Source organism: Serratia sp. TSA_105.2 (assembly GCF_052692115.1).
Map to the genome: position 1 here is coordinate 82,478 of NZ_JBQZFT010000010.1, position 24,303 is coordinate 106,780.

At 57.7% G+C, this 24,303-nt stretch carries 24 protein-coding genes and 2 tRNA genes; 13 read left to right on the plus strand and 13 right to left on the minus strand.

The window, feature by feature from the left end; genetic code table 11:
* Positions 1-16: 16 nt before the first annotated feature.
* The 5 genes from ACUTSC_RS21545 to rssA all read right to left on the minus strand — a co-directional run bounded on the left by ACUTSC_RS21545 (position 17) and on the right by rssA (position 5,571).
* Positions 17-1,027: an NAD-dependent epimerase/dehydratase family protein gene (locus ACUTSC_RS21545; RefSeq protein ID WP_197767383.1), complete on the minus strand. Its 1,011-nt coding sequence runs from the start codon at positions 1,025-1,027 to the stop codon at positions 17-19.
* Positions 1,028-1,036: 9 nt separating this feature from the next.
* Positions 1,037-2,380 (minus strand): nucleotide sugar dehydrogenase, encoded by a 1,344-nt coding sequence (locus ACUTSC_RS21550; protein WP_197767384.1) that lies wholly within the window; start codon positions 2,378-2,380, stop codon positions 1,037-1,039.
* Positions 2,381-2,420: 40 nt separating this feature from the next.
* The gene (gene galU / locus ACUTSC_RS21555) at positions 2,421-3,338 is read right to left on the minus strand and encodes a UTP--glucose-1-phosphate uridylyltransferase GalU (protein ID WP_197767385.1); all 918 of its coding nucleotides are present in this window, start codon (positions 3,336-3,338) and stop codon (positions 2,421-2,423) included.
* A 213-nt stretch (positions 3,339-3,551) separates the two neighbouring features.
* Positions 3,552-4,565, minus strand: a complete 1,014-nt coding sequence (gene rssB, locus ACUTSC_RS21560) for a two-component system response regulator RssB (RefSeq protein ID WP_197767386.1) — start codon at positions 4,563-4,565, stop codon at positions 3,552-3,554.
* Positions 4,566-4,668: 103 nt separating this feature from the next.
* Positions 4,669-5,571, minus strand: a complete 903-nt coding sequence (rssA, locus tag ACUTSC_RS21565) for a patatin-like phospholipase RssA (protein ID WP_197767387.1) — start codon at positions 5,569-5,571, stop codon at positions 4,669-4,671.
* A 118-nt stretch (positions 5,572-5,689) separates the two neighbouring features.
* Here rssA and ACUTSC_RS21570 point away from each other — a divergent pair, with 118 nt between their 5' ends.
* From ACUTSC_RS21570 to ACUTSC_RS21600, 7 genes are all read left to right on the plus strand, one after another.
* Positions 5,690-6,154 carry a YchJ family protein gene (locus tag ACUTSC_RS21570; RefSeq protein WP_063990115.1) on the plus strand — a complete coding sequence of 155 codons (465 nt, stop codon included), beginning with the start codon at positions 5,690-5,692 and terminating at the stop codon, positions 6,152-6,154.
* 68 nt (positions 6,155-6,222) lie between these two features.
* A complete protein-coding gene (purU, locus tag ACUTSC_RS21575; protein WP_016927485.1) occupies positions 6,223-7,071 on the plus strand; it encodes a formyltetrahydrofolate deformylase in 849 nt (282 codons plus the stop codon).
* 176 nt (positions 7,072-7,247) lie between these two features.
* Positions 7,248-7,332 (plus strand) — tRNA-Tyr (locus ACUTSC_RS21580).
* Between the two features lie 96 nt (positions 7,333-7,428).
* Positions 7,429-7,513 (plus strand) — tRNA-Tyr (locus ACUTSC_RS21585).
* Positions 7,514-7,709: 196 nt separating this feature from the next.
* Positions 7,710-8,282, plus strand: coding sequence for an LOG family protein (locus ACUTSC_RS21590; RefSeq protein ID WP_004932190.1), 573 nt, complete (start codon positions 7,710-7,712; stop codon positions 8,280-8,282).
* A gap of 101 nt (positions 8,283-8,383) precedes the next feature.
* A complete protein-coding gene (gene xthA, locus ACUTSC_RS21595; protein ID WP_197767388.1) occupies positions 8,384-9,190 on the plus strand; it encodes an exodeoxyribonuclease III in 807 nt (268 codons plus the stop codon).
* A gap of 44 nt (positions 9,191-9,234) precedes the next feature.
* Positions 9,235-9,636 carry a pyrimidine (deoxy)nucleoside triphosphate diphosphatase gene (locus ACUTSC_RS21600; protein ID WP_197767424.1) on the plus strand — a complete coding sequence of 134 codons (402 nt, stop codon included), beginning with the start codon at positions 9,235-9,237 and terminating at the stop codon, positions 9,634-9,636.
* Positions 9,637-9,657: 21 nt separating this feature from the next.
* Here the strand turns inward: ACUTSC_RS21600 and ACUTSC_RS21605 are convergent, their stop codons facing one another.
* The 5 genes from ACUTSC_RS21605 to ACUTSC_RS21625 all read right to left on the minus strand — a co-directional run bounded on the left by ACUTSC_RS21605 (position 9,658) and on the right by ACUTSC_RS21625 (position 14,746).
* A complete protein-coding gene (locus ACUTSC_RS21605; RefSeq protein ID WP_197767389.1) occupies positions 9,658-9,954 on the minus strand; it encodes a DUF1496 domain-containing protein in 297 nt (98 codons plus the stop codon).
* Positions 9,951-11,876, minus strand: coding sequence for a DNA topoisomerase III (locus ACUTSC_RS21610; protein ID WP_197767390.1), 1,926 nt, complete (start codon positions 11,874-11,876; stop codon positions 9,951-9,953). The genes ACUTSC_RS21605 and ACUTSC_RS21610 overlap by 4 nt, the downstream gene beginning before the upstream one ends.
* Positions 11,876-12,985, minus strand: a complete 1,110-nt coding sequence (gene mnmH, locus ACUTSC_RS21615; protein WP_197767391.1) for a tRNA 2-selenouridine(34) synthase MnmH — start codon at positions 12,983-12,985, stop codon at positions 11,876-11,878. Before mnmH ends, ACUTSC_RS21610 begins: the two co-directional genes overlap by 1 nt.
* A gap of 8 nt (positions 12,986-12,993) precedes the next feature.
* Positions 12,994-14,037 (minus strand): selenide, water dikinase SelD, encoded by a 1,044-nt coding sequence (selD, locus tag ACUTSC_RS21620; RefSeq protein WP_197767392.1) that lies wholly within the window; start codon positions 14,035-14,037, stop codon positions 12,994-12,996.
* A 157-nt stretch (positions 14,038-14,194) separates the two neighbouring features.
* On the minus strand, positions 14,195-14,746 hold the full coding sequence (locus tag ACUTSC_RS21625) for an NAD(P)H nitroreductase (protein WP_004932204.1): 552 nt from the start codon (positions 14,744-14,746) through the stop codon (positions 14,195-14,197).
* A gap of 160 nt (positions 14,747-14,906) precedes the next feature.
* On the opposite strand from ACUTSC_RS21625, the gene sppA reads away from it, so the two are divergent.
* From sppA to ACUTSC_RS21645, 4 genes are all read left to right on the plus strand, one after another.
* A complete protein-coding gene (gene sppA / locus ACUTSC_RS21630; protein ID WP_103101069.1) occupies positions 14,907-16,763 on the plus strand; it encodes a signal peptide peptidase SppA in 1,857 nt (618 codons plus the stop codon).
* Between the two features lie 93 nt (positions 16,764-16,856).
* On the plus strand, positions 16,857-17,873 hold the full coding sequence (gene ansA / locus ACUTSC_RS21635; RefSeq protein ID WP_047730911.1) for an asparaginase: 1,017 nt from the start codon (positions 16,857-16,859) through the stop codon (positions 17,871-17,873).
* A 22-nt stretch (positions 17,874-17,895) separates the two neighbouring features.
* Positions 17,896-18,528, plus strand: coding sequence for a bifunctional nicotinamidase/pyrazinamidase (gene pncA, locus ACUTSC_RS21640; protein ID WP_197767393.1), 633 nt, complete (start codon positions 17,896-17,898; stop codon positions 18,526-18,528).
* A 232-nt stretch (positions 18,529-18,760) separates the two neighbouring features.
* On the plus strand, positions 18,761-20,038 hold the full coding sequence (locus ACUTSC_RS21645; RefSeq protein WP_445653546.1) for a glycoside hydrolase family 18 protein: 1,278 nt from the start codon (positions 18,761-18,763) through the stop codon (positions 20,036-20,038).
* Positions 20,039-20,080: 42 nt separating this feature from the next.
* Here the strand turns inward: ACUTSC_RS21645 and ACUTSC_RS21650 are convergent, their stop codons facing one another.
* Positions 20,081-20,353, minus strand: a complete 273-nt coding sequence (locus ACUTSC_RS21650) for a YeaC family protein (protein ID WP_033634809.1) — start codon at positions 20,351-20,353, stop codon at positions 20,081-20,083.
* A 63-nt stretch (positions 20,354-20,416) separates the two neighbouring features.
* Positions 20,417-20,830, minus strand: coding sequence for a peptide-methionine (R)-S-oxide reductase MsrB (msrB, locus tag ACUTSC_RS21655; protein WP_004932219.1), 414 nt, complete (start codon positions 20,828-20,830; stop codon positions 20,417-20,419).
* A gap of 348 nt (positions 20,831-21,178) precedes the next feature.
* Here msrB and gapA point away from each other — a divergent pair, with 348 nt between their 5' ends.
* Together gapA and ACUTSC_RS21665 are read left to right on the plus strand one after the other, a co-directional pair.
* A complete protein-coding gene (gene gapA, locus ACUTSC_RS21660) occupies positions 21,179-22,174 on the plus strand; it encodes a glyceraldehyde-3-phosphate dehydrogenase (RefSeq protein WP_004932222.1) in 996 nt (331 codons plus the stop codon).
* Between the two features lie 83 nt (positions 22,175-22,257).
* On the plus strand, positions 22,258-23,133 hold the full coding sequence (locus tag ACUTSC_RS21665) for a D-hexose-6-phosphate mutarotase (protein ID WP_197767395.1): 876 nt from the start codon (positions 22,258-22,260) through the stop codon (positions 23,131-23,133).
* Positions 23,134-23,227: 94 nt separating this feature from the next.
* Here ACUTSC_RS21665 and ACUTSC_RS21670 read toward each other — a convergent pair whose 3' ends face one another.
* On the minus strand, positions 23,228-23,992 hold the full coding sequence (locus ACUTSC_RS21670) for a MipA/OmpV family protein (RefSeq protein WP_063990128.1): 765 nt from the start codon (positions 23,990-23,992) through the stop codon (positions 23,228-23,230).
* Positions 23,993-24,303: the final 311 nt, after the last annotated feature.

Genomic DNA, 24,303 nt, shown 5'->3' on the forward strand with positions numbered 1-24,303 from the left:
CATATACCTCGTTCAATTATTGAACCCGGTAGAATGCCTTATACCAATCAACAAAGCGCTTCACACCCTCTTCAACGCTGGTTTCCGGCTTAAAACCAATGTCACGATAAAGCTCTGCGGTATCCGCGCTGGTATCCATCACGTCGCCAGGTTGCATCGGCAGCATATTCTTGCGGGCAGTTACCCCCAAAGCCTGCTCCAACGCCGTGATATATTCCATCAGTTTAACGGGGGTGTTATTGCCGATATTATAAACATGATACGGCGCGGAACTGGTCGCCGGCGATCCCTGTTCAACGGTCCATGACGGATCTGCCTGCGGAATAACCGCCTGCAGCCGCACAATCGCCTCGGCGATATCATCGATGTAAGTAAAGTCACGGTGCATTTCACCGTGGTTATATACATCGATACTCTCCCCCGCCAATATGGCCTTGGTAAACTTGAACAGCGCCATATCCGGACGCCCCCAAGGACCATATACGGTAAAGAAGCGTAGCCCCGTCGTCGGGAGACCGTATAAATGAGAGTAGCTGTGTGACATCAGCTCATTGGCTTTTTTGGTTGCCGCATACAGCGACACAGGGTGGTCGACAGAATCTTCGGTAGCAAACGGCAGCTTGCGATTGAGGCCATAAACAGAGCTGGAGGAAGCGTAAAGTAAATGCTCGACCTTATTATGACGGCAGCCTTCCAGAACGTTCAAATGGCCGATCAGATTGGCATCCGCATAAGCCAACGGGTTGACCAGCGAATATCGCACGCCGGCTTGTGCACCCAAATGAATGACTCGTTGGAACTGATGCTCGGCGAACAATGCCGCCATACCTTCACGATCGGCCAAATCCAGCTTGATGAAGCGGAATCCCGGCTTATCCGCCAGCCTGTCCAGACGGGCCATTTTCAGGCCCACGTCATAATAGTCATTCAGGTTATCGATACCGACAACCTGATGCCCGGCGGTCAACAAACGCTCTGCAACGTGATAACCAATAAACCCTGCGGCGCCTGTAACCAGGAATTTCATGCCCACTCCTTAAATAACCGGTTTAATCGAGGCACCGCGGCCAATCGCATAGTAGGTAAAGCCACGATTCGCCAAACGCTCCGGATCGTACAGGTTACGTCCATCGAAGATCACCGGCTGTTTCAACGCACTCTTGATCACGTCGAAGTCCGGCGCGCGGAAATTCTGCCATTCGGTGCAGATCACCAGAGCATCGGCGCCATGCAAGGCAGCCTCTTTGGTCCCCATCAGCTTCAGATCGTCACGCTGGCCATAGATGCGCTGAACTTCGTTCATCGCTTCCGGATCGTAGGCTTGAACGGTGGCACCGGCAGCCCACAGATGCTCCATCAGCACGCGGCTGGACGCTTCACGCATGTCATCGGTATTCGGCTTGAACGCCAGACCCCACAGCGCGAAGGTTTTGCCCTTCAAATCGCTGCCGAAATAGTCTTTGATAAAGCTGTTCAGCTTGTCTTTCTGTTGATAGTTGACCTGCTCTACCGCCTGCAACAGCTTCGGTTGGTAACCGATCTGCTCCGCCGTGCGGATCAAGGCCTGGACATCTTTCGGGAAGCAAGAACCACCGTAGCCGCAGCCAGGGTAGATGAAGTGATAACCGATACGTGAATCGGAACCGATGCCCTGGCGCACTTTCTCGATGTCCGCGCCCAGCATTTCCGCCAGGTTGGACATTTCGTTCATAAAGCTGATTTTGGTCGCCAGCATGCAGTTGGCAGCATATTTGGTCAGCTCCGCGCTGCGGATATCCATCATGATCATACGATCGTGATTGCGGTTAAACGGCTCGTACAGTTCGCGAATCGGTTCGATTACCTCTTTATTGTCGGTACCGATCACGATGCGCTCGGGGCGCATGCAGTCAGCCACCGCAGCGCCTTCCTTCAGGAATTCAGGGTTGGACACCACGTCGAACGCCACGTTACTGCCGCGTTTCGCCAGCGTTTCCGCCATCACCTGACGCACCTTGTCAGCCGTACCGACCGGCACAGTAGATTTGTCGATCACCACTTTGCGATCGGTCATGTGCTCGGCGATAGTGCGCGCCACCGCGGTGACATATTTAAGATCGGCGGAACCGTCCTCATCCGGCGGCGTGCCGACGGCGATAAACTGGATATTCCCGTGCGCCACGCCCGCTTTGGCATCGGTGGTGAAATGCAGGCGCCCAGCCTCATAGTTTTGCTGTACCAGCGGCGTCAGGCCCGGTTCAAAAATCGGGATATTCCCTTTTTTCAGGTTTTCGACTTTTCGCTCATCAACATCGATGCACATAACGTCATGGCCAACTTCAGCCAGCACGGCGGCCTGTACCAGCCCCACATAACCAATACCAAAAACTGTTACTTTCATGTGAAAATCCTAGTTTTTCAAATTAAGACGAAAGATCAAATTACTTCTTATCAGCGGCAACAACCTGTTGCAGCCACTGAGAAAATTCTTTGCCCAAGCTGGCATGACGCATGCCGTACTCCACAAAAGCCTGCATGTACCCCAGCTTGTTACCGCAGTCATGGCTCACGCCTTTCAGGTGATACGCTTCCACCGTTTCCTGCTGCATCAACATTTCGATGCTATCAGTCAGCTGAATTTCGTCGCCGGCGCCAGGAGGCGTTTTGGCCAACAGCGGCCAAATATCGGCGGACAACACGTAACGACCGACAATCGCCAGGTTGGACGGGGCTTTATCCGGCGACGGTTTCTCGACCACGCTGACCATCGGCGCGCTTTCGCCGGGTTGCAAAGCAACGCCCTTACAGTCGGCTACGCCGTAGTTTCCGACATCTTTATGTGGCACGGGTTCAACCATGATCTGGCTGACGCCGGTGGCTTCGAAGCGCTGCAACATGTCGTGGAGGTTGTCTTTTTTCGGATCGGCGCTGTATTCGTCGAGGATCACGTCCGGAAGCACCACCGCGACCGGCTCGTCGCCCACCATCGGGTAGGCACACATGATAGCGTGCCCCAGGCCTTTGGCATTGCCCTGGCGGACTTGCATCACGGTAACGCCTTTCGGGCAGATCGACTGCACTTCATCCAGCAATTGGCGCTTGACGCGTTTTTCCAGCATCGCTTCGAGTTCGAAACTGGTGTCAAAATGGTTTTCGATCGAGTTCTTGGAGGAGTGGGTGACCAGCACAATCTCGTTAATCCCCGCCGCAATGCACTCATTGACGACGTATTGGATCAGCGGTTTATCAACCAGCGGCAGCATTTCTTTCGGAATGGCTTTGGTGGCCGGCAACATCCGCGTACCCAAGCCTGCAACCGGGATCACGGCTTTTCTGACTTTGCGATTTACAGCAGGCATTATTTCCTCTCTTAAAGCTAAAGCGCTCATTTTATGAGCTTGGGCTCGATATAAAAAAACCTTCGGAGTATACCAGCTTATACGCGCCGAGCATTAGCCGGAACACAAATAGAAAACATTTAGGACTATTACCCGTTCGGATAATCCGGAGAATAAATAAACGGTTTAATTGCAGATAAGTGAATAGCTTAAGATCTCGCCGATCGCTGCCTGTTATTCAGCGCTGAGCATCAGCCGCAATCGGCCCCCGCTGCCCCACACCTGACATTGCCAGGCGGTACAGCGCTGGCTGATCTGATTCATGTAGGTCGCCCCCAGCGTCCCCAGTGGCACGCCGTTGCTCAGCTGGATTTGATTGTCACCGGTATTGACGTTGGCATGCAGCCCGGCGGAAACCAGAATCAGGTTCTTATTTTCGGCGTGATAATATCCCAACAGCAGCGGGAATTGGCCGTCTAATTTCCCCTGCCGCAATAATTGATTAACCTGCTTTAACAATGCCGACATTTGCGGCAAACGATGCTGTTGATTAGCCAGGTGGTCTTGCAGCAAGCCATTAAATAATGCGCGCAACAGCAATGCCGCCAATACGCCATTATCGCCGGCGCGCGTGACGTCCAGACAATAGAATGCCAGGTCTTTTTCTGACAACGCGGCAATATCCAGCACCAGGCCGGGATTTTCACCGGTGGTTAACTGCCGATAGTTGATCCGGCAGTGCGCAATGGTCTGCTGTACCGGCGGTTGCAGTTGTTTAAGCAGTTTGACGGCTTCGGAAGGGTTTTTGCTCAGCGCATCCCAATCCTGAAACAGCTCAACCTCTTCAATCGCCTGGGAGGTGAACATATTGGGGTATAAGCACGCCAGCACCGCTTCACGCAGGCGATTGAGATCGGTCAGCGGCTTGAGCAGCACATCCTGCACGCCCAAGCGCAACACCTTGGCGATGTCAGCCATCTTGTCGGTGGCCGAGATCACCAGCACCGGGATCTGTACCCCCTGCAAACGCAGGTGTTCAACGAATTCGATACCGCCCATTTCCGGCATCGCGAGATCGCACAGGATCAGATCCGGCTTGAAGTCATCGACTGCACTCAACGCCTGTAAACCGTTGGTCGCCTCGCCGGTTTCAGCACCCAGCGAGGCCAAATAACTGACCAGCACTGAACGAAAAACCTGCTCGTCCTCAACGATCAAGATGCGCTTGTGAGTAAGTGGTAATGCCATCAGCCGAGCCTCGTCCCTTTCCATAGTGTAATAGTGGCTCAAAAAGGTCACTTATGCTCGTCTGAAACAGACTGACCGCGCAATGCCAACCGAGAACCGAGAATTATCTATTTTTTATCAACGGCAACAACCGATCCAGTTGTTTTTCCACTGCCAGTAACCCTGCCTCGATCGCTTCATCGGCGCGGTGGAAATCCAGCGTCGAGATTTGCGGGCAAAAAGGTTGGATCAACACATCCGGCGGATCGCTCGCCATGCGGTTGCGCTTCAGGCGATTTTCCAGCATCTGAATCGAGGTGCCCATGATTTCCATCGCCGTCGGCGCCGTCGCCGGTTTGCGCTGCCGCATTCTGCCGATGCGCTCCCGCAAACGCCCGCGCCAGGTGGCTGCAGGCGCATCGTCCAGGTTTTCTTCCTCAATGCGTATCGAGAAGAGATCCTGCTGCATCAGGTGCGCGTCATGCTGCAGATCGACCGCGATGACGATATCGGCGCCCATAGCGCGGCAGAGCGACACCGGCACCGGATTGACCACCGCGCCATCCACCAGCCAATAGCCGTCGGCCCATACCGGCGCCAACAGGCCAGGCATGCTGCAGGAAGCGCGTATCGCCTGATGAATATCGCCTTCGGTCAGCCACAGCTCGCGCCCGGTGCTGAGATTGGTCGTCACGGCGCCGAACTTCAACGCGCACTCGGCGATATCATTGATCTTCAACAGCTGTCCGACAGCGTTAAACACCCGTTCTCCGCGCAACAGGCCGCCGCGCTGCCAGGAAAAATCCATCAGCCGAATCACGTCCCAATAGCTGAACGACCGCACCCACTGCTCCATCGCCGGCAGGCGATGGCTGGCGAACGCCGCGCCCACCAACGCGCCGACAGAGCAGCCGGCAACGATATCGACCTCAATTCCCAGTTTCTTTAACGCATTGATCACGCCGATGTGCGCCCAGCCTTTGGCCGATCCCGCCCCCAGCGCCAGTCCGATCTTGATTTGCCGCATAGCGCCATCCTCTCGGTGAAAGGTGTTCTCTGCTTTCAGGGTAGATTGTCACTGACGAATATTGTTAGGTAACATATGCGCTAAATTCATTTTCTGCCTCGTGTTCTCAGGAGTTATTTTGCCCGAATCATGCCCATGCGGCAGCGGACTGGCGTATAACGCGTGCTGCGCCCCCTTTATCAGCGGCAATCAGCCGGCGCCGACGCCCGGCCAGCTGATGCGTTCACGCTTCACCGCCTACGTAAATCATAACGTCGACTATCTGATCGCCACCTGGCACCCCGACTGCGGCGCCGAAGCGTGGCGCAATGCAATCGTCGACAGCTTTAAAAATACCGAATGGCTGGGCCTGACGATCGTGGAAGAGAAAGCCGGTCATGAGCCGGATGAAGGCTTCGTCGAATTCATCGCCCGCTTTATCGATGGCGAAAGCGGCGAACCGCAGGCGATGCATGAACGCTCGCGCTTCCTTCGTCGCGATCAACGTTGGTATTATATCGACGGCACCAAACCCCAGCCCGGCAGAAATGCGATTTGTCCCTGTGGCTCAGGGAAAAAATACAAGAAGTGCTGCGGGCGCTAGCCGGCCGGCGCTTCACGTTTACGCCTGCGCAGACAGGCCGTTCAGTATCAGACAGGATCCTCAAACCCATGCCACACCAAAATGTACAACGGAAAGTGTTACGCACCATCTGCCCGGATGCCAAAGGGCTGATCGCCAAGATCACCAACATCTGTTACAAGCACGAACTCAATATCGTCCAGAATAATGAGTTCGTCGATCACCGCACCGGCCGTTTCTTCATGCGCACCGAGCTGGAAGGCATTTTCAACGACAACACGCTGCTGGCCGATCTGGACAGCGCGCTGCCGGAAGGTTCGTTGCGTGAGCTGCACAGCACCGGGCGCCGTCGCATCGTGGTGCTGGTCACCAAAGAGGCCCACTGCCTGGGCGATCTATTGATGAAAAGCGCCTATGGCGGCCTCGACGTTGAAATCGCCGCCGTGATCGGCAACCACGACACGCTGCAATCGCTGGTGGAGCGTTTCGATATTCCTTTCCATCTGGTGAGCCACGAAGGCTTGACGCGTGAACAGCATGACCGCGAAATGACGGCCAAGATCGATCAATATCAGCCGGATTACGTGGTGCTGGCCAAATATATGCGCGTGCTGACCCCGGCCTTCGTGCAACATTATCCGAATCAAGTGATCAACATTCACCATTCGTTCCTGCCTGCGTTTATCGGCGCGCGCCCTTATCACCAGGCCTACGAGCGCGGGGTAAAAATCATCGGCGCCACCGCCCACTACGTTAACGACAATCTCGACGAAGGCCCGATCATCATGCAGGACGTGATCCACGTCGATCACACCTATTCCGCCGAGGATATGATGCGCGCCGGCCGCGACGTGGAGAAAAATGTGCTCAGCCGCGCGCTGTATCAGGTGCTGGCGCAGCGCGTCTTTGTCTACGGCAACCGCACCGTTATTCTGTAATCGCTCAATAAAGCGGTGCATTTCGTTCAGGGATGCACCGCCAAGAATAAAAAAACGGCAAACGATTCATTTTCTGCATTTCAATGCTTTACACATCCGCTTCATTTGATATGATGCGCCCCGCTTACCGAGACAGCGCTCTCGCAAGCAAGGCCAGTTAAATAGCCATGTAATATGGTGGGGTTCCCGAGCGGCCAAAGGGAGCAGACTGTAAATCTGCCGTCACTGACTTCGAAGGTTCGAATCCTTCCCCCACCACCATCTTTTCTCCGCCAGGAGCGAAGAAGCAGTAAAGAAGCCGGCCAGGTTTCTTCCGAATAAAACCGGAGCAACAATTAGTAAATCCATGAATATCATGGTGGGGTTCCCGAGCGGCCAAAGGGAGCAGACTGTAAATCTGCCGTCACAGACTTCGAAGGTTCGAATCCTTCCCCCACCACCATCCCTTGCAAAAAATCCCTGAACCAAGTTAAAACACATCGCATCCCTAATGCTCTCGTATCAATAAAACTCAATTTGTCTCCCCTTATTCCCCGCTTTCACTCGATGTTTTATTTCCTCACTCCCAGCCGTAACTTGAACTCCGGCCGACAATTCGCTATACCACTGGCTTCTTTAGTGCAGTAAGGAACAGGTGGATGCGAAACAATATTTGCGTTTTTTGTGGCGCCAGCGAAGGCGTCAATCCCGCTTATGCCGAGCAGGCTCGTCAACTGGGACAGCTGCTGGCCGCACAGGGGCGCCGTTTAATCTATGGCGGCGGCAAAAAAGGATTGATGGGGATCGTGGCAGATGCCGTGTTGGCGGCGGGCGGTGAAGCTGTCGGCATTATCCCCGAGCGCCTGGTTGAAGCGGAAACCGCGCATCGCGGCCTGACCGAACTGGAAGTGGTGCCTGATATGCATACGCGCAAAGCCCGTATGGCGGCGCTGGCGGACAGTTTTATCGCCCTGCCCGGCGGCATCGGCACGCTGGAAGAGCTGTTTGAAATCTGGACCTGGGGGCAAATCGGCTATCACAACAAACCGGTCGGCCTGCTGAACGTCAACGGCTTCTATCGCCCGCTAAGCCAGTTCCTCGAGCACGTCGCCGATCAGGGTTTTATGCGCCACGACTATCTCGGCACCCTGCACATCAGTGAATCGGCGCAAACACTGCTGCAACAGTTTGACGACTATCAACCCAAAAATTACGACCGCTGGGCGAAATAAACCCGCAGCGCAGCCAGCGGTCCGGCCGCTGTCTGCGTTACATTTCCCGCCAAACTCTGCTACTATCACAGCACATTTTTCTCGTGAAAACGGCACCGCTCATGAAGTTTGTCTCTTTTAATATCAATGGACTGCGCGCGCGTCCGCATCAGCTGGCGGCAATTATCGAACAGCACCAGCCCGACGTGATCGGTCTGCAGGAAACTAAAGTTCACGACGACATGTTCCCGCTGGAAGAAGTCAGCCAGCACGGCTATCACGTGTTCTATCACGGGCAAAAAGGCCATTACGGCGTTGCGCTGCTGACCAAAGCGGAGCCTCTGGCCGTGCGCCGCGGTTTCCCGACTGATGAAGAAGACGCGCAGCGTCGCATCATCATGGCCGATCTGGCCACGCCACAGGGCACGCTGACGGTGGTCAACGGCTACTTCCCGCAAGGTGAAAGCCGCGACCATCCGATCAAATTCCCGGCTAAAACACGCTTTTATCAGGATCTGCAAAACTACCTGGAGCAGCAGCTGTCGGCGGAGTCTCCGGTGTTGATCATGGGTGACATGAACATCAGCCCGAGCGATTATGACATTGGCATCGGCGAAGACAGCCGTAAACGCTGGCTGCGCACCGGCAAGTGTTCCTTCCTGCCGGAAGAGCGCGAATGGATGGACCGCCTGCTGAACTGGGGCCTGGTAGACACCTATCGCCACGCCAACCCGGGGCGCAACGACGAGTTCTCGTGGTTCGACTACCGCTCCAAAGGGTTCGACGACAACCGCGGCCTGCGTATCGATCTGCTGCTGGCCAGCACCCCGCTGGCTTCGCGCTGCATCGCCACCGGCATCGATTACCAAACCCGCGGTATGGAAAAACCTTCCGACCATGCGCCGGTCTGGGCGGAATTTACGCTGTAATCCCATCACCCCGGCGCTCGCCGGGGTTTTACTCTGTGAAGCCAATGAAAATTATCGACGTGGTAGCCGCCATTCTGGAACAAAATGGCCGCATTTTGCTGGCTCAGCGCGGCGCAGGCAGCGATCAAGCCGGTCTGTGGGAGTTTCCCGGCGGCAAAGTTGAAGCCGGCGAAAGCCAGCCAGAAGCGCTGGCGCGCGAGTTGGATGAGGAGTTGGGGATCTGCGCCCGTATCGGCGACTATGTGGGCAGCAATCAGTGGCAGCAAGGCGAACGCATCATCCGGCTGCACGCCTGGCGAGTCGCGGCGTTCTCCGGTGAATTGCAGCTGCATTGTCACTCGGCCCTGGTCTGGGTCACGCTGCAACAGGCGCAGGAATACGCCCTGGCGCCCGCCGACGTTCCACTGCTGGCGGACTATATCGCCGCGCAAAGCGGTGCATGCTGAGCGCGGCGACAGGTTACATCGTCACTTCTTCAATCGCACCCAAATCAAGGGGTTGGTGCCGATGGTGTTAGGCTCACGCACGCACTGCAGCATTTCCCCTTCCACTTTAAGCACCGCGCCCTCGGTATAGTTCTGATTCTGGTAGACGCAACAGCGGTTACAGGGCTGTGCCGGCGGTGGGTTGACGCCGTTTTTGGCCGTGCCCCAAATCTCCGGCGAAACCGGTAACACCACGTCCACATCGCCGCGATTGGCGGCGGCCAGGCCGGAAAACATCAGAGCAGCGGCAGCCAATACCCCACTGAGTCCACGCTTCATTCACTCTTCTCCTGCGCCTTGCCGGCGCTTTTCCTGCGTTTTTTGCCTCCGCTGGAAGGCGGCGGCGGCAATCCACGAAACGCCATGCTCGCCCGGCTCTGCTTGGCCTGATAAATCAGCTCTTGCAGCGTGCCGACCAACGGCTGCATAAAGTCCTGATAGCGGCAGGACTTCTCGCTGATTTGCGTCAGCGTGGCTTCCCAGTTGGCCGTCATATCAGGGCGCGCAGCAAGATCCGGCAGCGAGTGAATCAACGCGCGCCCGGTTTCGCTGGAGTGAATATAGCGTCCCTTCTTGTACAGAAACGCCCGCTTGAACAGCAATTCGATGATCCCCGCTCGCGTCGCTTCCGTTCCTAAACCATCGGTCGCCCGCAGGATTTTCTTTAACGCTTTATCTTGTACGAATCGCGCGATGCCGGTCATAGCCGACAGCAGACTGGCGTCGGTAAACGGCCGCGGCGGCTGCGTCTGGCGCTCCACCACTTCACCGCGCTCACACTGCAACTCATCGTCCTTAGCCACCACCGGCAGCGGCGCGCCTTCGTTTTCCTCGTCGCGCTCCTTGCTGCCCAGCAGCGTGCGCCAGCCAGCCTCGGCCAGGAAACGCGCCTTGGCAATGAATTTGCCGCCGGCGATGTCCAGCTCGATCACGCATTTGCGGAACACCGCATCCGGACAAAACTGCATCAGATACTGGCGCGCCACCAGCCCATACACGTTGCGTTCATCCTGCGTCAGATTAATCTTGCCGGCGCGGGCGGTGGGAATGATGGCATGGTGCGCATCGACCTTTTTATCGTCCCAGCAGCGGTTGCGGCGATCGCTGTCGATGACCGGCTGCGGATACAGCTCGGGTTGGTGCACGCTGATGGCGTTCAGCACCGCGTGGCGGCCGGCAAAATGTTCTTCCGGCAGATAGCGGCAGTCGGAACGCGGATAGGTGATCAATTTGTGGGTTTCGTACAGCCGCTGGCAAACGTCCAGCACCTGTTGCGCGCTGAGGTTGTAGCGCCGGGCCGCCTCGATTTGCAGCGTGGACAGCGAGAACGGCAACGGCGCGGTATCTGATTCCCGTTTATCATTATACGCCGTGACCAGGGCAGGCTGGCCCTCGATGCGCTTGACCACGTGCTCCGCCAACGGCCGGTGCAGCAAACGCCCTTCTTCATCCTGATAAGGTTCGCAGGAGTCGCTGGGTTGCCATAGCGCCACAAAGCGTTCTTCTTTCGGCGTGACGATGTGCGCCTTGACCTCAAAGAAGTCTTTCGACACGAAGTTTTCTATCTCTTCGTCGCGACGCACCACCAATCCGAGCACCGGCGTCTGCACCCTGCCCACCGACAGCACGCCGTCGTAACCCGCGTTGCGGCCCAGCAGCGTATAGGCACGGGTCATATTGATGCCGTATAGCCAGTCGGCGCGCGAACGCGCCAGCGCGGACACGCACAGCGGGATAAAGTCCCGGTTGTCGCGCAGGCGCTCGACCGCACGCTCCACCGCCTGCGGGTTGAGATCGTTGATCAAACAGCGGCGCACGTTCTGGCGCTTCTCCGCCGTCAAATCCAGGTAGTCCAGCACTTCATCCACCAGCAGTTGCCCTTCGCGATCCGGGTCACCGGCGTGAACCACTTCATCGGCTTCGAGCAGCAGCTTTTTAATCGCGTTGAGCTGTTTGCTGACCGAAGGCCGCGGCTGCAAGCGCCATTTTTCGGGGATGATCGGCAGATCCGCCAACGACCAGCGCGCATAGCGGCTGTCATAGGCGTCAGGCTGAGCCTGCTCCAACAGGTGGCCGACGCACCAGGTCACCACGTCGTTGTTGCCACAGGCGATATAACCGTCGCCGCGGCGATGCGGCTTGGGCAAGACGTCGGCAATGGCGCGCGCCAAACTCGGTTTCTCGGCTATGAACAGTCGCATTAATCACCGTTTTTCTGGCTGAACGTCATCAAGAATTCTCTTACTTCTGCATAGTTCCCGCGGAAGACGATCCGCTGGGCTTTCTTTTCCAACTGATAGCAATACATCGGATCGTAGTACTGCTGCAACAGGGGCGCCAACCATTCGCGGTGCGCGTCGCCCAGGCCGCTGAGGCGCTGCGCCCGCAGCGCCGCCTCCAGCCGCTGCGTCAATTGCTGGAAGCGCTCCAGGCCCAAACGGCGGCGAATGGCGAACAGGCCGTGATGCAAATAGTCGTCGTACTGCCGCCAGCCTTCTTCCACGCCATAGGCCTGTTCGAACTGTTCGCGCATACCGTCGATATATTCGGCCTGCAGGCGCGCCAGGCGAATATCGAACGGATCGTCGATCACCGCCACCGGCGCCTGTTGCATGCCATTGAACAACGGCAACGGCAGATTGTTGCTGCCGATGATCCGCCCTTCGTCTTCCAGCACCCAACGGCGGCTGCCACCATGCTGTTTTTTCAGCAATAACACAGCCAGACGATTCTCAAAATCTATCTGCGAACTCTGTCCCGCCAGCGTTCGGCCAAAAGATGAACCGCGATGGCGCGCCGCGCCTTCCAGATCGACGCCGTCGGCCAGTTCGTTGACCAGCAGCGTCTTGCCGCAGCCGGTATTGCCGCCCACCAGGGCCATCGGCAAGGCCGCGCTTTGCGTCAGTACACCGAGCAGATAATTGCGCAGCGCCTTATAACCGCCAATGATACGCGGATAATCCACGCCGGCCTCATGCAGCCATTGCTGCACCAGCTGCGAGCGCAGCCCGCCGCGGAAGCAGTAAATATAGCCTGCGGGCCGCTCTGCGCAGGCCGCCAGCCAGGCGGCGGTGCGCTGTTCGCGCAGCTTGCCGTTCACCAGGCTGTGGCCGAGCGCGATCGCCGCTTGCTGCCCATGCTGCTTATAGCAGGTACCGACCGCTTGGCGTTCGCTGTCGATCATCAGCGGTAAATTCACCGCCTGTGCGAAGGCGCCCTGTTGAAACTCGATCGGCGCGCGCACGTCAATCAGCGGCACGTCCTGCAGGAAAATGCGTGGGTAATCGTCGCTGTCCGGCCTTCCTTGCATGTTGGACACTACACGACCTCGATCAGCGGCTGCCCGGTCTGTGCGGCATGCAATTCACCGATAGCGTTGAGCGTGATACCGTGCTGCTCGGCAATCGCCAGCACCTGCGCCTCCGACTCAGGCAATACCGCCAACAGCAAGCCGCCGGAGGTTTGCGGATCGCACAGCAGCTGGCGCTGCAAATCGCTCATCTCGCCCACCAGATGGCCATAGCTGTCGAAGTTGCGCCCGGTGCCGCCCGGCACACAGCCTTCGGCAATATACGCCTCGACGTCCGGCAGCTTCGGCACCCGTTCGAACCAGACCGTCGCCTGCAGACCGGAGCCCTGGCACACCTCGCTCAGGTGGCCCAGCAGGCCAAAGCCGGTGATATCGGTCATCGCCGTAACGCCCGCCACCTCGGCAAAGTCGGCGCCCGGCTTGTTCAGGCGGCACATCACTTCCGTCGCCAGGCCCTGATGCTCAGGGCGCAGCTTGCTTTGCTTCTCGGCGGTCGTCAGCACGCCGATGCCCAGCGGTTTGGTCAGATAAAGTTTCGCCCCGGCCTGTGCGGCGCTGTTTTTCTTCACCCGCTCGGTATTGACCACGCCGGTGACCGCCAGGCCGAAAATAGGTTCCGGCGCATCGATGGAATGGCCACCTGCCAGCGCGATCCCCGCCTGCTGGCAGGCGAAACGCCCGCCGTCGATCACTTGCTGCGCCACCTCCGGCGGCAGTTTGGCGATCGGCCAGCCGAGAATGGCGATCGCCATGATCGGTTTGCCGCCCATGGCGTACACGTCGCTGATGGCGTTGGCGGCCGCAATGCGGCCGAAATCGAACGGATCGTCGACGATCGGCATGAAGAAGTCGGTGGTGCTGATGATGCCGACGCCATTGCCGATGTCGTACACCGCCGCGTCGTCGCGGGTTTCATTGCCGACCAGCAGGCGCGGATCGACAAACTTTTCCCGCTCGCTGTGCAAGATGGTTTCGAGAACTTTCGGTGAGATTTTGCAGCCGCAGCCAGCGCCATGGCTGTACTGGGTTAAACGGATCGCTGGCGATGTCATAGTCCACTCCCTTCGGTAACGGCACTCAAGATATCATAGGGTAGCGCTTGCCGAGGGGATTGATAAGAGCGGGCCGCCGATAAGCGAGCGGCCTGCTCAGAAACCATGCGATTTTGCGGAGTTTGGCGCATTTTCGCCGCGCCCCGCGGGAGAAAACTCAGAAATAGCTGACGAAAGGCGTGCTGTCCGGCGGCGTCACCTTGGTGGCGGCCTTCAGCTGCGGGGTGCCCAGATAGAGGAAGCCGACGATCTCGTCCTGCTCGCGGCAGCCGAAGGCTTCACGCACCAGCGCATGCTCGGTCCAGGCGCCGGTACGCCAGATGCCGTTAAAGCCCTGCGCCAACGCCGCCATTTGCATTGCCTGTACCGCGCAACCGGCAGAAACCACCTGCTCCCAGCGCGGCACCTTGGTTTCTTCAGTGCAGTGCGCGATGACGGTAATGATCAGCGGTGCGCGGAACGGCGCCTTGGTGGCCTTTTCGATCGCCGCTTCGTCCAGTTGATCCTGCTTCGCCGCCGCCTGCAGCAGCTGGCTGAAGCGCTCAAGACCCTGATTTTCGATCATCACGAAACGCCACGGCTGCAGCGCGCCGTGATCGGGCGCACGCAGGCCCGCGTTGATGATATTTTGGCGTACTTCCCCCGCCGGCGCCGGTTCCGCCAGGCGCGAAGCCGAGCGGCGATTCAATAAAAGATCCAGAGCATCCATCGTAAACTCCTGATAACAATTTTCATTCCGGCCACGTTAACATAGCTAAACGACGAGTTACAGCCTCGGCGATAGCGTCTGAGTGCCACGATTTAAAGCTGACATTTACCCGGCCGCTCATTAGGATAGCGGAACATTCTCGACTCTTGTTGGAGAGCACATGCGCACATTGTGGCAAATTATTGCCGGCATTTTCCGGTGGACATGGCGTCTGCTGAATTTTATCAGGGAACTGATCCTTAACCTGTTCCTGGTCTTGCTGATCCTGGTTGGGGTCGGCATCTATCTGTCCTTCCAAAGTTCCTCCACCTCGACGGCCCCGGCGCGCGGCGCGCTGCTGGTCGATTTAAGCGGCGTGGTGGTCGATCAGCCTTCGGTAAACAACCGGGTGCGGCAATGGGGCCGCGAGCTGTTGGGTGCCTCCAGCAGCCGCCTGCAGGAAAACTCGCTGTTCGACGTGGTGGACAGTATCCGCAAGGCCAAAGACGACAAAAACATTACCGGCATGGTGTTGCAGCTGAATGACTTCGCCGGCGCCGATCAGCCGTCGCTGCGCTACATCGGCAAAGCGCTGCGCGAGTTCCGCGACAGCGGCAAGCCGATCTTCGCCATCGGCGACAGCTACAACCAGACGCAATACTATCTGGCCAGCTACGCCAACAAGGTCTACCTGTCGCCACAGGGCGCGGTCGATCTGCACGGTTTCGCCACCAACAACCTGTACTACAAGTCGTTGCTGGACATGCTCAAGGTCACCACCAATATCTTCCGCGTCGGCACCTATAAATCGGCGGTCGAACCGCTGATCCGCGACGATATGTCCCCGGCGGCGCGCGAAGCGGACAGCCGTTGGATCGGCGGTCTGTGGCAGAACTACCTGGAGACCGTCGCGGCCAACCGCCAACTGACACCGCAGCAGCTGTTCCCGGGCGCCGCCGGCGTGCTGAGCGGCCTGCAGGCGGCCGGTGGCGACACCGCTCGCTATGCGCTGGACAATAAGCTGGTGGACGAGCTGGCGTCGCGCACCGCGATCGAAAATCAGCTGGTCAAGACCTTCGGCTGGGACAAACAGGCGAACGATTTCAACGCCATCAGCATCTACGACTATCAGCCGAAGCCGGATGCCAACCAGGGCGGCAAGATCGCCGTCGTCTTCGCCAACGGCGCCATCATGGACGGCCCGCAAACGCCGGGTAACGTCGGAGGTGATACTACCGCCGCCGAGCTGCGTCAGGCACGTCTGGATCCCGCCATCAAAGCCGTGGTGTTCCGCGTCAACAGCCCGGGCGGCAGCGTCAGCGCATCCGAAGTGATCCGCTCCGAACTGGCCGCCGTGCGCGCCGCCGGCAAACCGGTGGTGGTCTCGATGGGCGGCATGGCCGCATCGGGCGGCTACTGGGTTTCAACGCCGGCCGACTACATCATCGCCAGCCCGAGCACCCTGACCGGTTCCATCGGCATTTTCGGCATCATCAATACCTACGAGAAAACCCTGGATACGCTGGGCGTGCACACCGACGGCGTGGCGACCTCGCCGCTGGCCGATATTGCGGTCACCAAGGCGTTGCCGCAGGAGTTCTCGCAGATGATGCAGCTGAATATCGAAAACGGGTATAAGAACTTCCTCGATCTGGTTGCCAAATCGCGCAAGATGACCCCGCAACAGGTTGACCAAATCGCCCAGGGCCACGTCTGGCTCGGCAGCGACGCCAAAGCCAACGGCCTGGTCGATCAATTGGGTGATTTCGACGACGCGGTGAAGAAAGCCGCCGAGCTGGCGAAGCTGCAGCAGTGGCAGCTCGACTGGTTCGTCGATACCCCAAGCCTGAGCGATATGGTGCTCAGCCAGTTCGGCGTTTCCATTCACGCCATGCTGCCGGCGGCGATTCAGGCCATGTTGCCCGCCCCGCTGGCTTCGGTCGCCAACGCGGTGAAAGAACAGCCGGGCTTGTTCAATAACCTGAACGATCCGCAAAACCGTTATGCGATCTGCCTGACCTGCGGAGAAGTCCGCTAACAAATAATTCTGCAGCCCGGCCATCGTCGGGCTTTTTTTCTGCCGCTATGCCCCTATAATTCAGCCCATCTTATCTTTGTTAAAATCATGACCATGCAAAAGAAATCCATTTACGTCGCCTACACCGGCGGCACCATCGGCATGCAGCGTTCCGATCACGGCTATATCCCGGTTTCTGGCCACCTGCAGCGCCAGCTGGCGCTGATGCCCGAATTCCACCGCCCGGAAATGCCGGATTTCACCATTCACGAATACGCGCCACTGATTGACTCTTCGGACATGACGCCGGAAGACTGGCAGCACATCGCCGACGACATCAAGCAGAACTACGATCGCTACGACGGCTTCGTGATCCTGCACGGCACCGACACCATGGCGTTCACCGCGTCGGCGCTTTCCTTCATGCTGGAAAACCTGGCTAAACCGGTGATCGTCACCGGTTCGCAGATTCCGCTGGCGGAGCTGCGCTCCGATGGCCAGACCAACCTGCTCAACGCGCTGTATCTGGCGGCTAACCATCCGGTGAACGAAGTCAGCCTGTTCTTCAACAACAAGCTGTTCCGCGGCAACCGCACCACCAAAGCGCACGCCGACGGCTTCGACGCCTTCGCCTCCCCGAATCTGCCACCGCTGCTGGAAGCCGGCATCCACATTCGCCGCCAGCACGGCATCGACAGCCCGGCTTGCAACGGCGCGTTACGGGTTCACGACATCACGCCGCAGCCGATCGGCGTGGTCACCATCTATCCGGGCATTTCCGGCGCGGTGGTGCGCAATTTCCTGCTGCAGCCGGTCAAGGCGCTGATCCTGCGCTCCTACGGCGTCGGTAATGCGCCGCAGAAAGCCGAGCTGATCGACGAGTTGCGTGCGGCCTCCGAACGCGGCATCGTGGTGGTCAACCTGACGCAGTGCATCTCCGGGCGCGTCAATATGGAAGGCTACGCCACCGGCAACGCATTGGCGCACGCCGGGGTGATCAGCGGTTTCGACATGACGGTGGAAGCCGCCCTGACCAAGCTGCACTACCTGCTGAGCCAGCCGCTGACGCCGGAACAAATCCGCGCCCTGATGCAGCAAGATCTGCGCGGCGAACTGAGCATCAACGGTTAACCTACTGAACTCTGGAGCGGCGATGAAAACGGCCCTGTTGTTGATCGATCTGCAAAACGATTTCTGCCCCGGCGGCGCGTTGGCGGTCACGGCGGGCGACGCCGTCATCCCGATCGCCAATCAGGCGATCGCCGCCTGTCTGGCTCGCGGCGAACCGGTGGTGGCCAGCCAGGACTGGCACCCCGCCAATCACCGCAGCTTTGCGGTGAACTCCCATGCGCAGGTCGGTACCCTCGGCGAGCTGGAAGGCCTGCCGCAGGTATGGTGGCCGGTGCACTGCGTACAAGGGAGCCACGGCGCCGATTTTCACCCCCGGTTGCAGCGGCAACACATCAATGCCGTTTTTCGCAAAGGGCAGGAGACGGACATCGACAGCTACAGCGCGTTCTTCGATAACGGCCACCGTGCGCAGACCGAACTGCACGGCTGGCTGCAATCGCAGGGCGTCCGGCGGCTGGCAATCATGGGCCTGGCGACCGACTACTGCGTGAAGTTCAGCGTGCTGGATGCGCTGGCTGCCGGCTATCCAACGCAGGTGATCGTCGACGGCTGCCGCGGCGTGAATCTGCAGCCGGACGACAGCGAGCGGGCGCTGCAGGACATGGCGCACGCCGGTGCACAACTGGTTACCCTGTCACAATTTCTCGCCAACTAAATCCTCCAGGGCGCCACCGGCGCCCTCTCTGCGCGGCGGCGAAAATATCGACGCCGCTCACAATACCGCCCTTCTTCTTCCCCAACGGCTTGTGACCGGCAGGCGCTTTTGCTGTTATGGCTGCGACGCTTTTGGCGTCAATCGGTTATACGCATCCGGGGCCCGCTGAGCCCGGTTTTATTGTGACCGCCTCTGGCGGTACGGTCGGCCTTGCCGACCCAAGGAGACAGACATGAAAATAACCCGAAAACTGCTGCCATTGCTGGCGGCGGTGCAGTTGGCTATGGCCGGCGCAGGCACGGCCCAGGCGGCTTATCTCTCCGTCGGCTACTTTAACGGCGGCGGCGACGTCACCGCTGGCCCCGGTGGCGACATCGACAAGCTGGACGTCACGCAAATCACCCACCTCAACTATTCTTTCGGCCTGATCTACAACGGCGAGAAAGATGAAACCAATGCGGCGCTGAAAGACCCCGCTCGCCGCCACCAGATCTACCTGTCGCCGAAAGTCACGGCCGATCTGCAATGGCTGCCGGTGCTGCGCAAACAGAACCCCGAGCTGAAAGTGCTGCTGTCGGTCGGCGGCTGGGGCGCACGGGGCTTCTGCGCCACCGCCGCTACCGAGGAAAATCGGGCGATATTCATTCGCTCCGCGCTGCAGGTGATCGCCCAATATCAGCTGGATGGTATCGATCTGGACTGGGAATATCCGGTGAACGGCGCCTGGGGGCTGGTGGAAAGCCAACCGGCAGATCGCGACAACTTCACCCTGCTGCTGAAAGAGCTTCACCAGGCACTGGGTAAAGGCAAGCTGTTAACCATCGCCGTCGGGGCCAACGTCAAAAGCCCGCAGGAATGGGTCGATGTGAAAAGCATTGCCCCTTACCTCGACTACATCAATCTGATGACCTACGACATGGCTTACGGCACGCAGTACTTCAATGCCAACCTGTACGATTCAAAGCGTTGGCCAACCGTGGCGGCCGCCGACCGCTACAGCGCCGATTTCGTGGTAAAGAATTATCTGGCTGCCGGACTGAAACCGGCACAGATGAACCTGGGCATCGGTTTCTACGGCCGGGTACCGAAACGGGCGACCGAGGCGGGCATCGACTGGGACAAGCCGGACGCCGCCAAGCATCCGGTGACGCAGCCTGACTTTAGCAAGCGAGAAACCGCCCTGTTCAACGCGTTGGGGCTGGATCTCAGCAAAGACACTTACTTTAAATACCACGATATCGTCAGCAAATTGCTCAACGATCCGCAGCATCGTTTTCGCGAACACTGGGATGACGACGCCAAGGTGCCTTACCTGACGCTGCAATCTGCCGCAGGCAAACCGCTGTTCGCTATCTCCTACGAGAACCCGCGTTCGGTGGCTATCAAAGCCGAGTACATCAAAAGCCAGGGATTGGGTGGGGCGATGTTCTGGGAGTACGGCGCGGACGACAATAACCGGCTGGCGCAGCAGCTGGCGGAATCGCTGGGGATTAAGGGCGAAAAACGGTGAATCGACGGGGCGATGGCGTCATCGCCCCGCTTTAGAGCAGCCTTACTGCGGTTTGAGTTTGGCCAGCGGCTCGGCAACGAACTGCTGTTTCAGCTCTTGCTTGCTCTTCATCACGATCTGCCCGTCGGTGCCGATGCTCATGTGCTGCGGATCGACGTTGTTCATCGACTGCCACAGCATCACCGCCTGCAGGCTGTTTTCTTTTTGCTCCGGCGTCAGCGCCACGCCGTCCGGCCATTTGCCCAGCTCAACCGCCTGTACCAGGCGCTGGTATATCTCGGGCGTCATCGCCGCAATCAGATCTTTCACGTCCATCAGAGCCCTTCTCGCTTACGGATGAATAATTAGCTGAATCGATTTTGTTGGTTAAATTACCACTTAGCCGGCCGTTTGGTCGCCATTTTCGCCATCGGTGAAACTCAGCGAGGCGGAGTTGACGCAATAACGGTCACCGGTCGGCTGCGGGCCATCGGGGAAAACGTGCCCCAGGTGCGCGTCGCAATGGCCGCAGCGGATTTCAACACGGTGCATATTATGTGAATTATCATCAAGATAACGGATTGCATCGGCGGAAACCGGCTCATAAAAGCTCGGCCAGCCGCAGCCGGAATCGTATTTGGTTTCGGAATAGAACAGCGGCTGGTTACAGCACAGGCAATGGTACACGCCCTCGCGCTTGTTGTGCAGCAATTTGCCGCTGAACGGCGCTTCGGTGCCGCGCTGTTGCGTCACATAACGTTGGATTTCATTCAGTTCCGTGACCGGATGACCGGGGGTTGTCTCTTTAGCCATTTGTGCCTATCTCTGAATGTGGATAATGTCAACGAAAACAATGATTAATAATAACAAAAAATTAACACCGCTGCAGGGGTTTTTGGCCTAAACTGTAGCCCATAAAGGCCACGTCACGATGATATGTGATAGCGATCACACATCTTGCGTATGCTGACTTTATACTTGGCGGCTTGTCCCCATATAACGGATGAGGCCGAGCGCAAATGGACTGTGCAATAAGCGTGCAAAACCACCCTTCCGGTTTGACTTGCCGCAAGAATTGACACGATTCCGCTTGACGCTGGGTAAGGTTTTTGTAATTTTACAACCAACCTTTTATTCACTAACAAATAGCTGGTGGAATATATGACTATCAAAGTAGGTATCAACGGTTTTGGCCGTATCGGTCGCATTGTTTTCCGTGCTGCTCAAGAGCGTTCTGACATCGAGATCGTTGCAATCAACGACCTGTTGGACGCAGAGTACATGGCTTACATGCTGAAGTATGACTCTACTCACGGCCGTTTCAACGGTACGGTAGAAGTTAAAGACGGCCACCTGGTTGTTAACGGCAAAACCATCCGTGTTACCGCAGAGAAAGACCCGGCTAACCTGAAGTGGAACGAAGTGGGCGTTGACGTGGTTGCTGAAGCGACCGGTATCTTCCTGACCGACGAAACCGCACGTAAACACATCACCGCTGGCGCTAAAAAAGTCGTTCTGACTGGCCCATCCAAAGATGCGACCCCAATGTTCGTGCGTGGCGCCAACTTTGATAAATATGCCGGCCAGGACATCGTGTCCAACGCCTCTTGCACCACCAACTGCCTGGCGCCACTGGCTAAAGTCATCAACGACAACTTCGGTATCGTTGAAGGCCTGATGACCACCGTTCACGCGACCACCGCCACGCAGAAAACCGTTGATGGCCCGTCCCACAAAGACTGGCGCGGCGGCCGCGGCGCATCCCAGAACATCATCCCTTCTTCTACCGGCGCAGCGAAAGCGGTTGGCGTTGTTCTGCCAGAGCTGAAAGGCAAACTGACCGGTATGGCGTTCCGCGTACCGACGCCAAACGTATCCGTTGTTGACCTGACCGTGCGTCTGGAAAAAGCGGCTACCTACGAAGAAATCAAGAAAGCCATCAAAGATGCCGCTGAAGGTTCTATGAAAGGCGTTCTGGGCTACGTTGAAGACGACGTGGTTTCCACCGATTTCAACGGCGAAGTGCTGACTTCCGTGTTCGATGCCAAAGCCGGTATCGCACTGAACGACAACTTCGTGAAACTGGTTTCCTGGTACGACAACGAAACCGGTTATTCCAACAAGGTTCTGGATCTGATCGCTCACATCTCCAAGTAATGGCATGATGTTAAGCTGATAATGAGGGCGACATTTTTGTCGCCCTTTTTTATTTGTCTCTCCGGCAAACAATAGGTAATGAAATGAACGAGAAAATTTTCACCCTGCCCGTTTCCGAACAGATTTCGCCTTACATCAGCCTGCGTCAACTCGATGAACTGGGCGTGGTTGTGGTGTCGCACCCGAAAGTGCGCGCGGCCGTCGCGCTGCAAGGCGCCCATTTGCTGGCCTGGCAGCCCAGCGGTGAGCAGCCGGTGATTTGGCTCAGCAGCAATACCCCCTTTGCCAAAGGCAAGGCCATCCGCGGCGGCGTGCCGATCTGCTGGCCGTGGTTCGGCCCGGTAGCACAACCCTCCCACGGTTTTGCCCGCAATCAGCCCTGGAGCCTGACAGCGCACGATGAAGATGACAACGGCGTCATCCTGACCTTTACCCTGAAAGACAATGAACAGACCCGCAAACTGTGGCCGCACGCCTTCACGCTGATTGCCCGCTTCAAGCTGGGTGCGGAGTGCGAGATCGAGCTGGAATCGCACGGCGATTATCAGGCTACGGCGGCGCTGCACAGCTACTTCCAGGTCGGCGACATCGATCGGGTCAGCGTGGCGGGCCTGGGCGAGCCTTATATCGACAAGGTGGCGGGCGGCGCAGAGGCGTGCCAGGCGGGCGAAGTGACCTTCATAGGCCAAACCGACCGCGTCTACACCCGCCCGGAGGCCTTCAGCCAGATCCGCGATCCGGCGCTCGCACGCACCATAGAGGTTCACCACCATCATATGAGCGACGTCATCGCCTGGAACCCGGGCGTAGAGCTCTCCTGCAGCATGGGGGATATGCCGAACGACGGTTACAAGACCATGGTCTGCGTAGAGACCGGGCGCGTCAGCAAACCGCTGGTCGCCGCTGGCGAACAACCGGCCCGTTTGGGTGTGACCTTCCGCAGCCGTAAGAAGGCCTGAGGAGCCGTGCGCGATAGCGCACTGCAGATGTGCAAAAGGGGCGCAGGCGCCCCTTTTTGATGCACGTCACGCACGGTAATCGTGCAATGCATGATTAGAAGGTGTAGCTCACACCCGTCATCAACAAACCGGTGTAGGATTTATCCACCATCGGACTGTCTTTCACTTCATCAGACAACTTCACATAGCGGCCGACGAAGAAGGCATTCCAGCTTTTGTTGATCTGGTAATTGGCGCTCAGCTCGAGATACGGTGCCCAGCTATCGCCTGGGGTGTAGCTGTCCAGGCCGCTGCGGCGCGATTCATTGGCGCTGACACCGTAGTAATATTTGTTCTGGTTCTTGCTGTTCCACATCACGCCCACGCCCGGGACCAGCGTCAGCGCGTCCAGATCAAACTTGTACAGATAAGCCACATCGCCCACCAGCCCGTTGCTGTTGTTCAGCGTGTCGCCGGTGAAAGTGGTACGGATAGTGCCCCACTGGGCGTTGTGCGAATAAGCCAGGCCGGCCATCAGCGTGCCGCGACGCTTGTCGAGGCGCTTCATGCGATCGTCGTCGCTGTCGCCCGGACGGTAGCCCCATGGCGTGTAGTAACCCATGATGCTCAGCTGGTTTTCTTGATCTTTCCACAGGTAGTAACCGGCGGTCAGAGTACGGAAGTAGAAGTCGTCACCTTCATAGTCGATGACGGGCACCGGATAAACGCGGTCCTGATAACCGCGATACGCGTCCGGGCTAACCAGCGCGGCAGCGCCAAGTGACCAGGTTCCCGCCTGAGCACTTTGCGCACAAACCATTGCGGAAGCGATAATTGCTAGCGTTTTGAGTTTTGAAATCTTCACTGGTTCTTTTTCCATAAATTACAGGGTTAATAGCCGCAATAGTTTATGTGAAAATTTAGTTGCGCGCCTAATCTTTACAATAGAAAACGACCAAGATCGAATAACTTATAGCGGAATTATGAATTAATCATGGCGGAACGATGACGTTTCATCCCGCAGGCCGCGCCAGACAAGGCATTTGGCTTACACAGTAATAACTGAGTCATTGATATGACTTAAAAAAAGCTTTTTCTGCGGCAGGAAATTTTCCGGCAAGCAAACTAAGCTTAAATCAGAAGGCGAATTTATCCTGGGCCCAGTGGCATACAGCGCAACTCGCGATAATA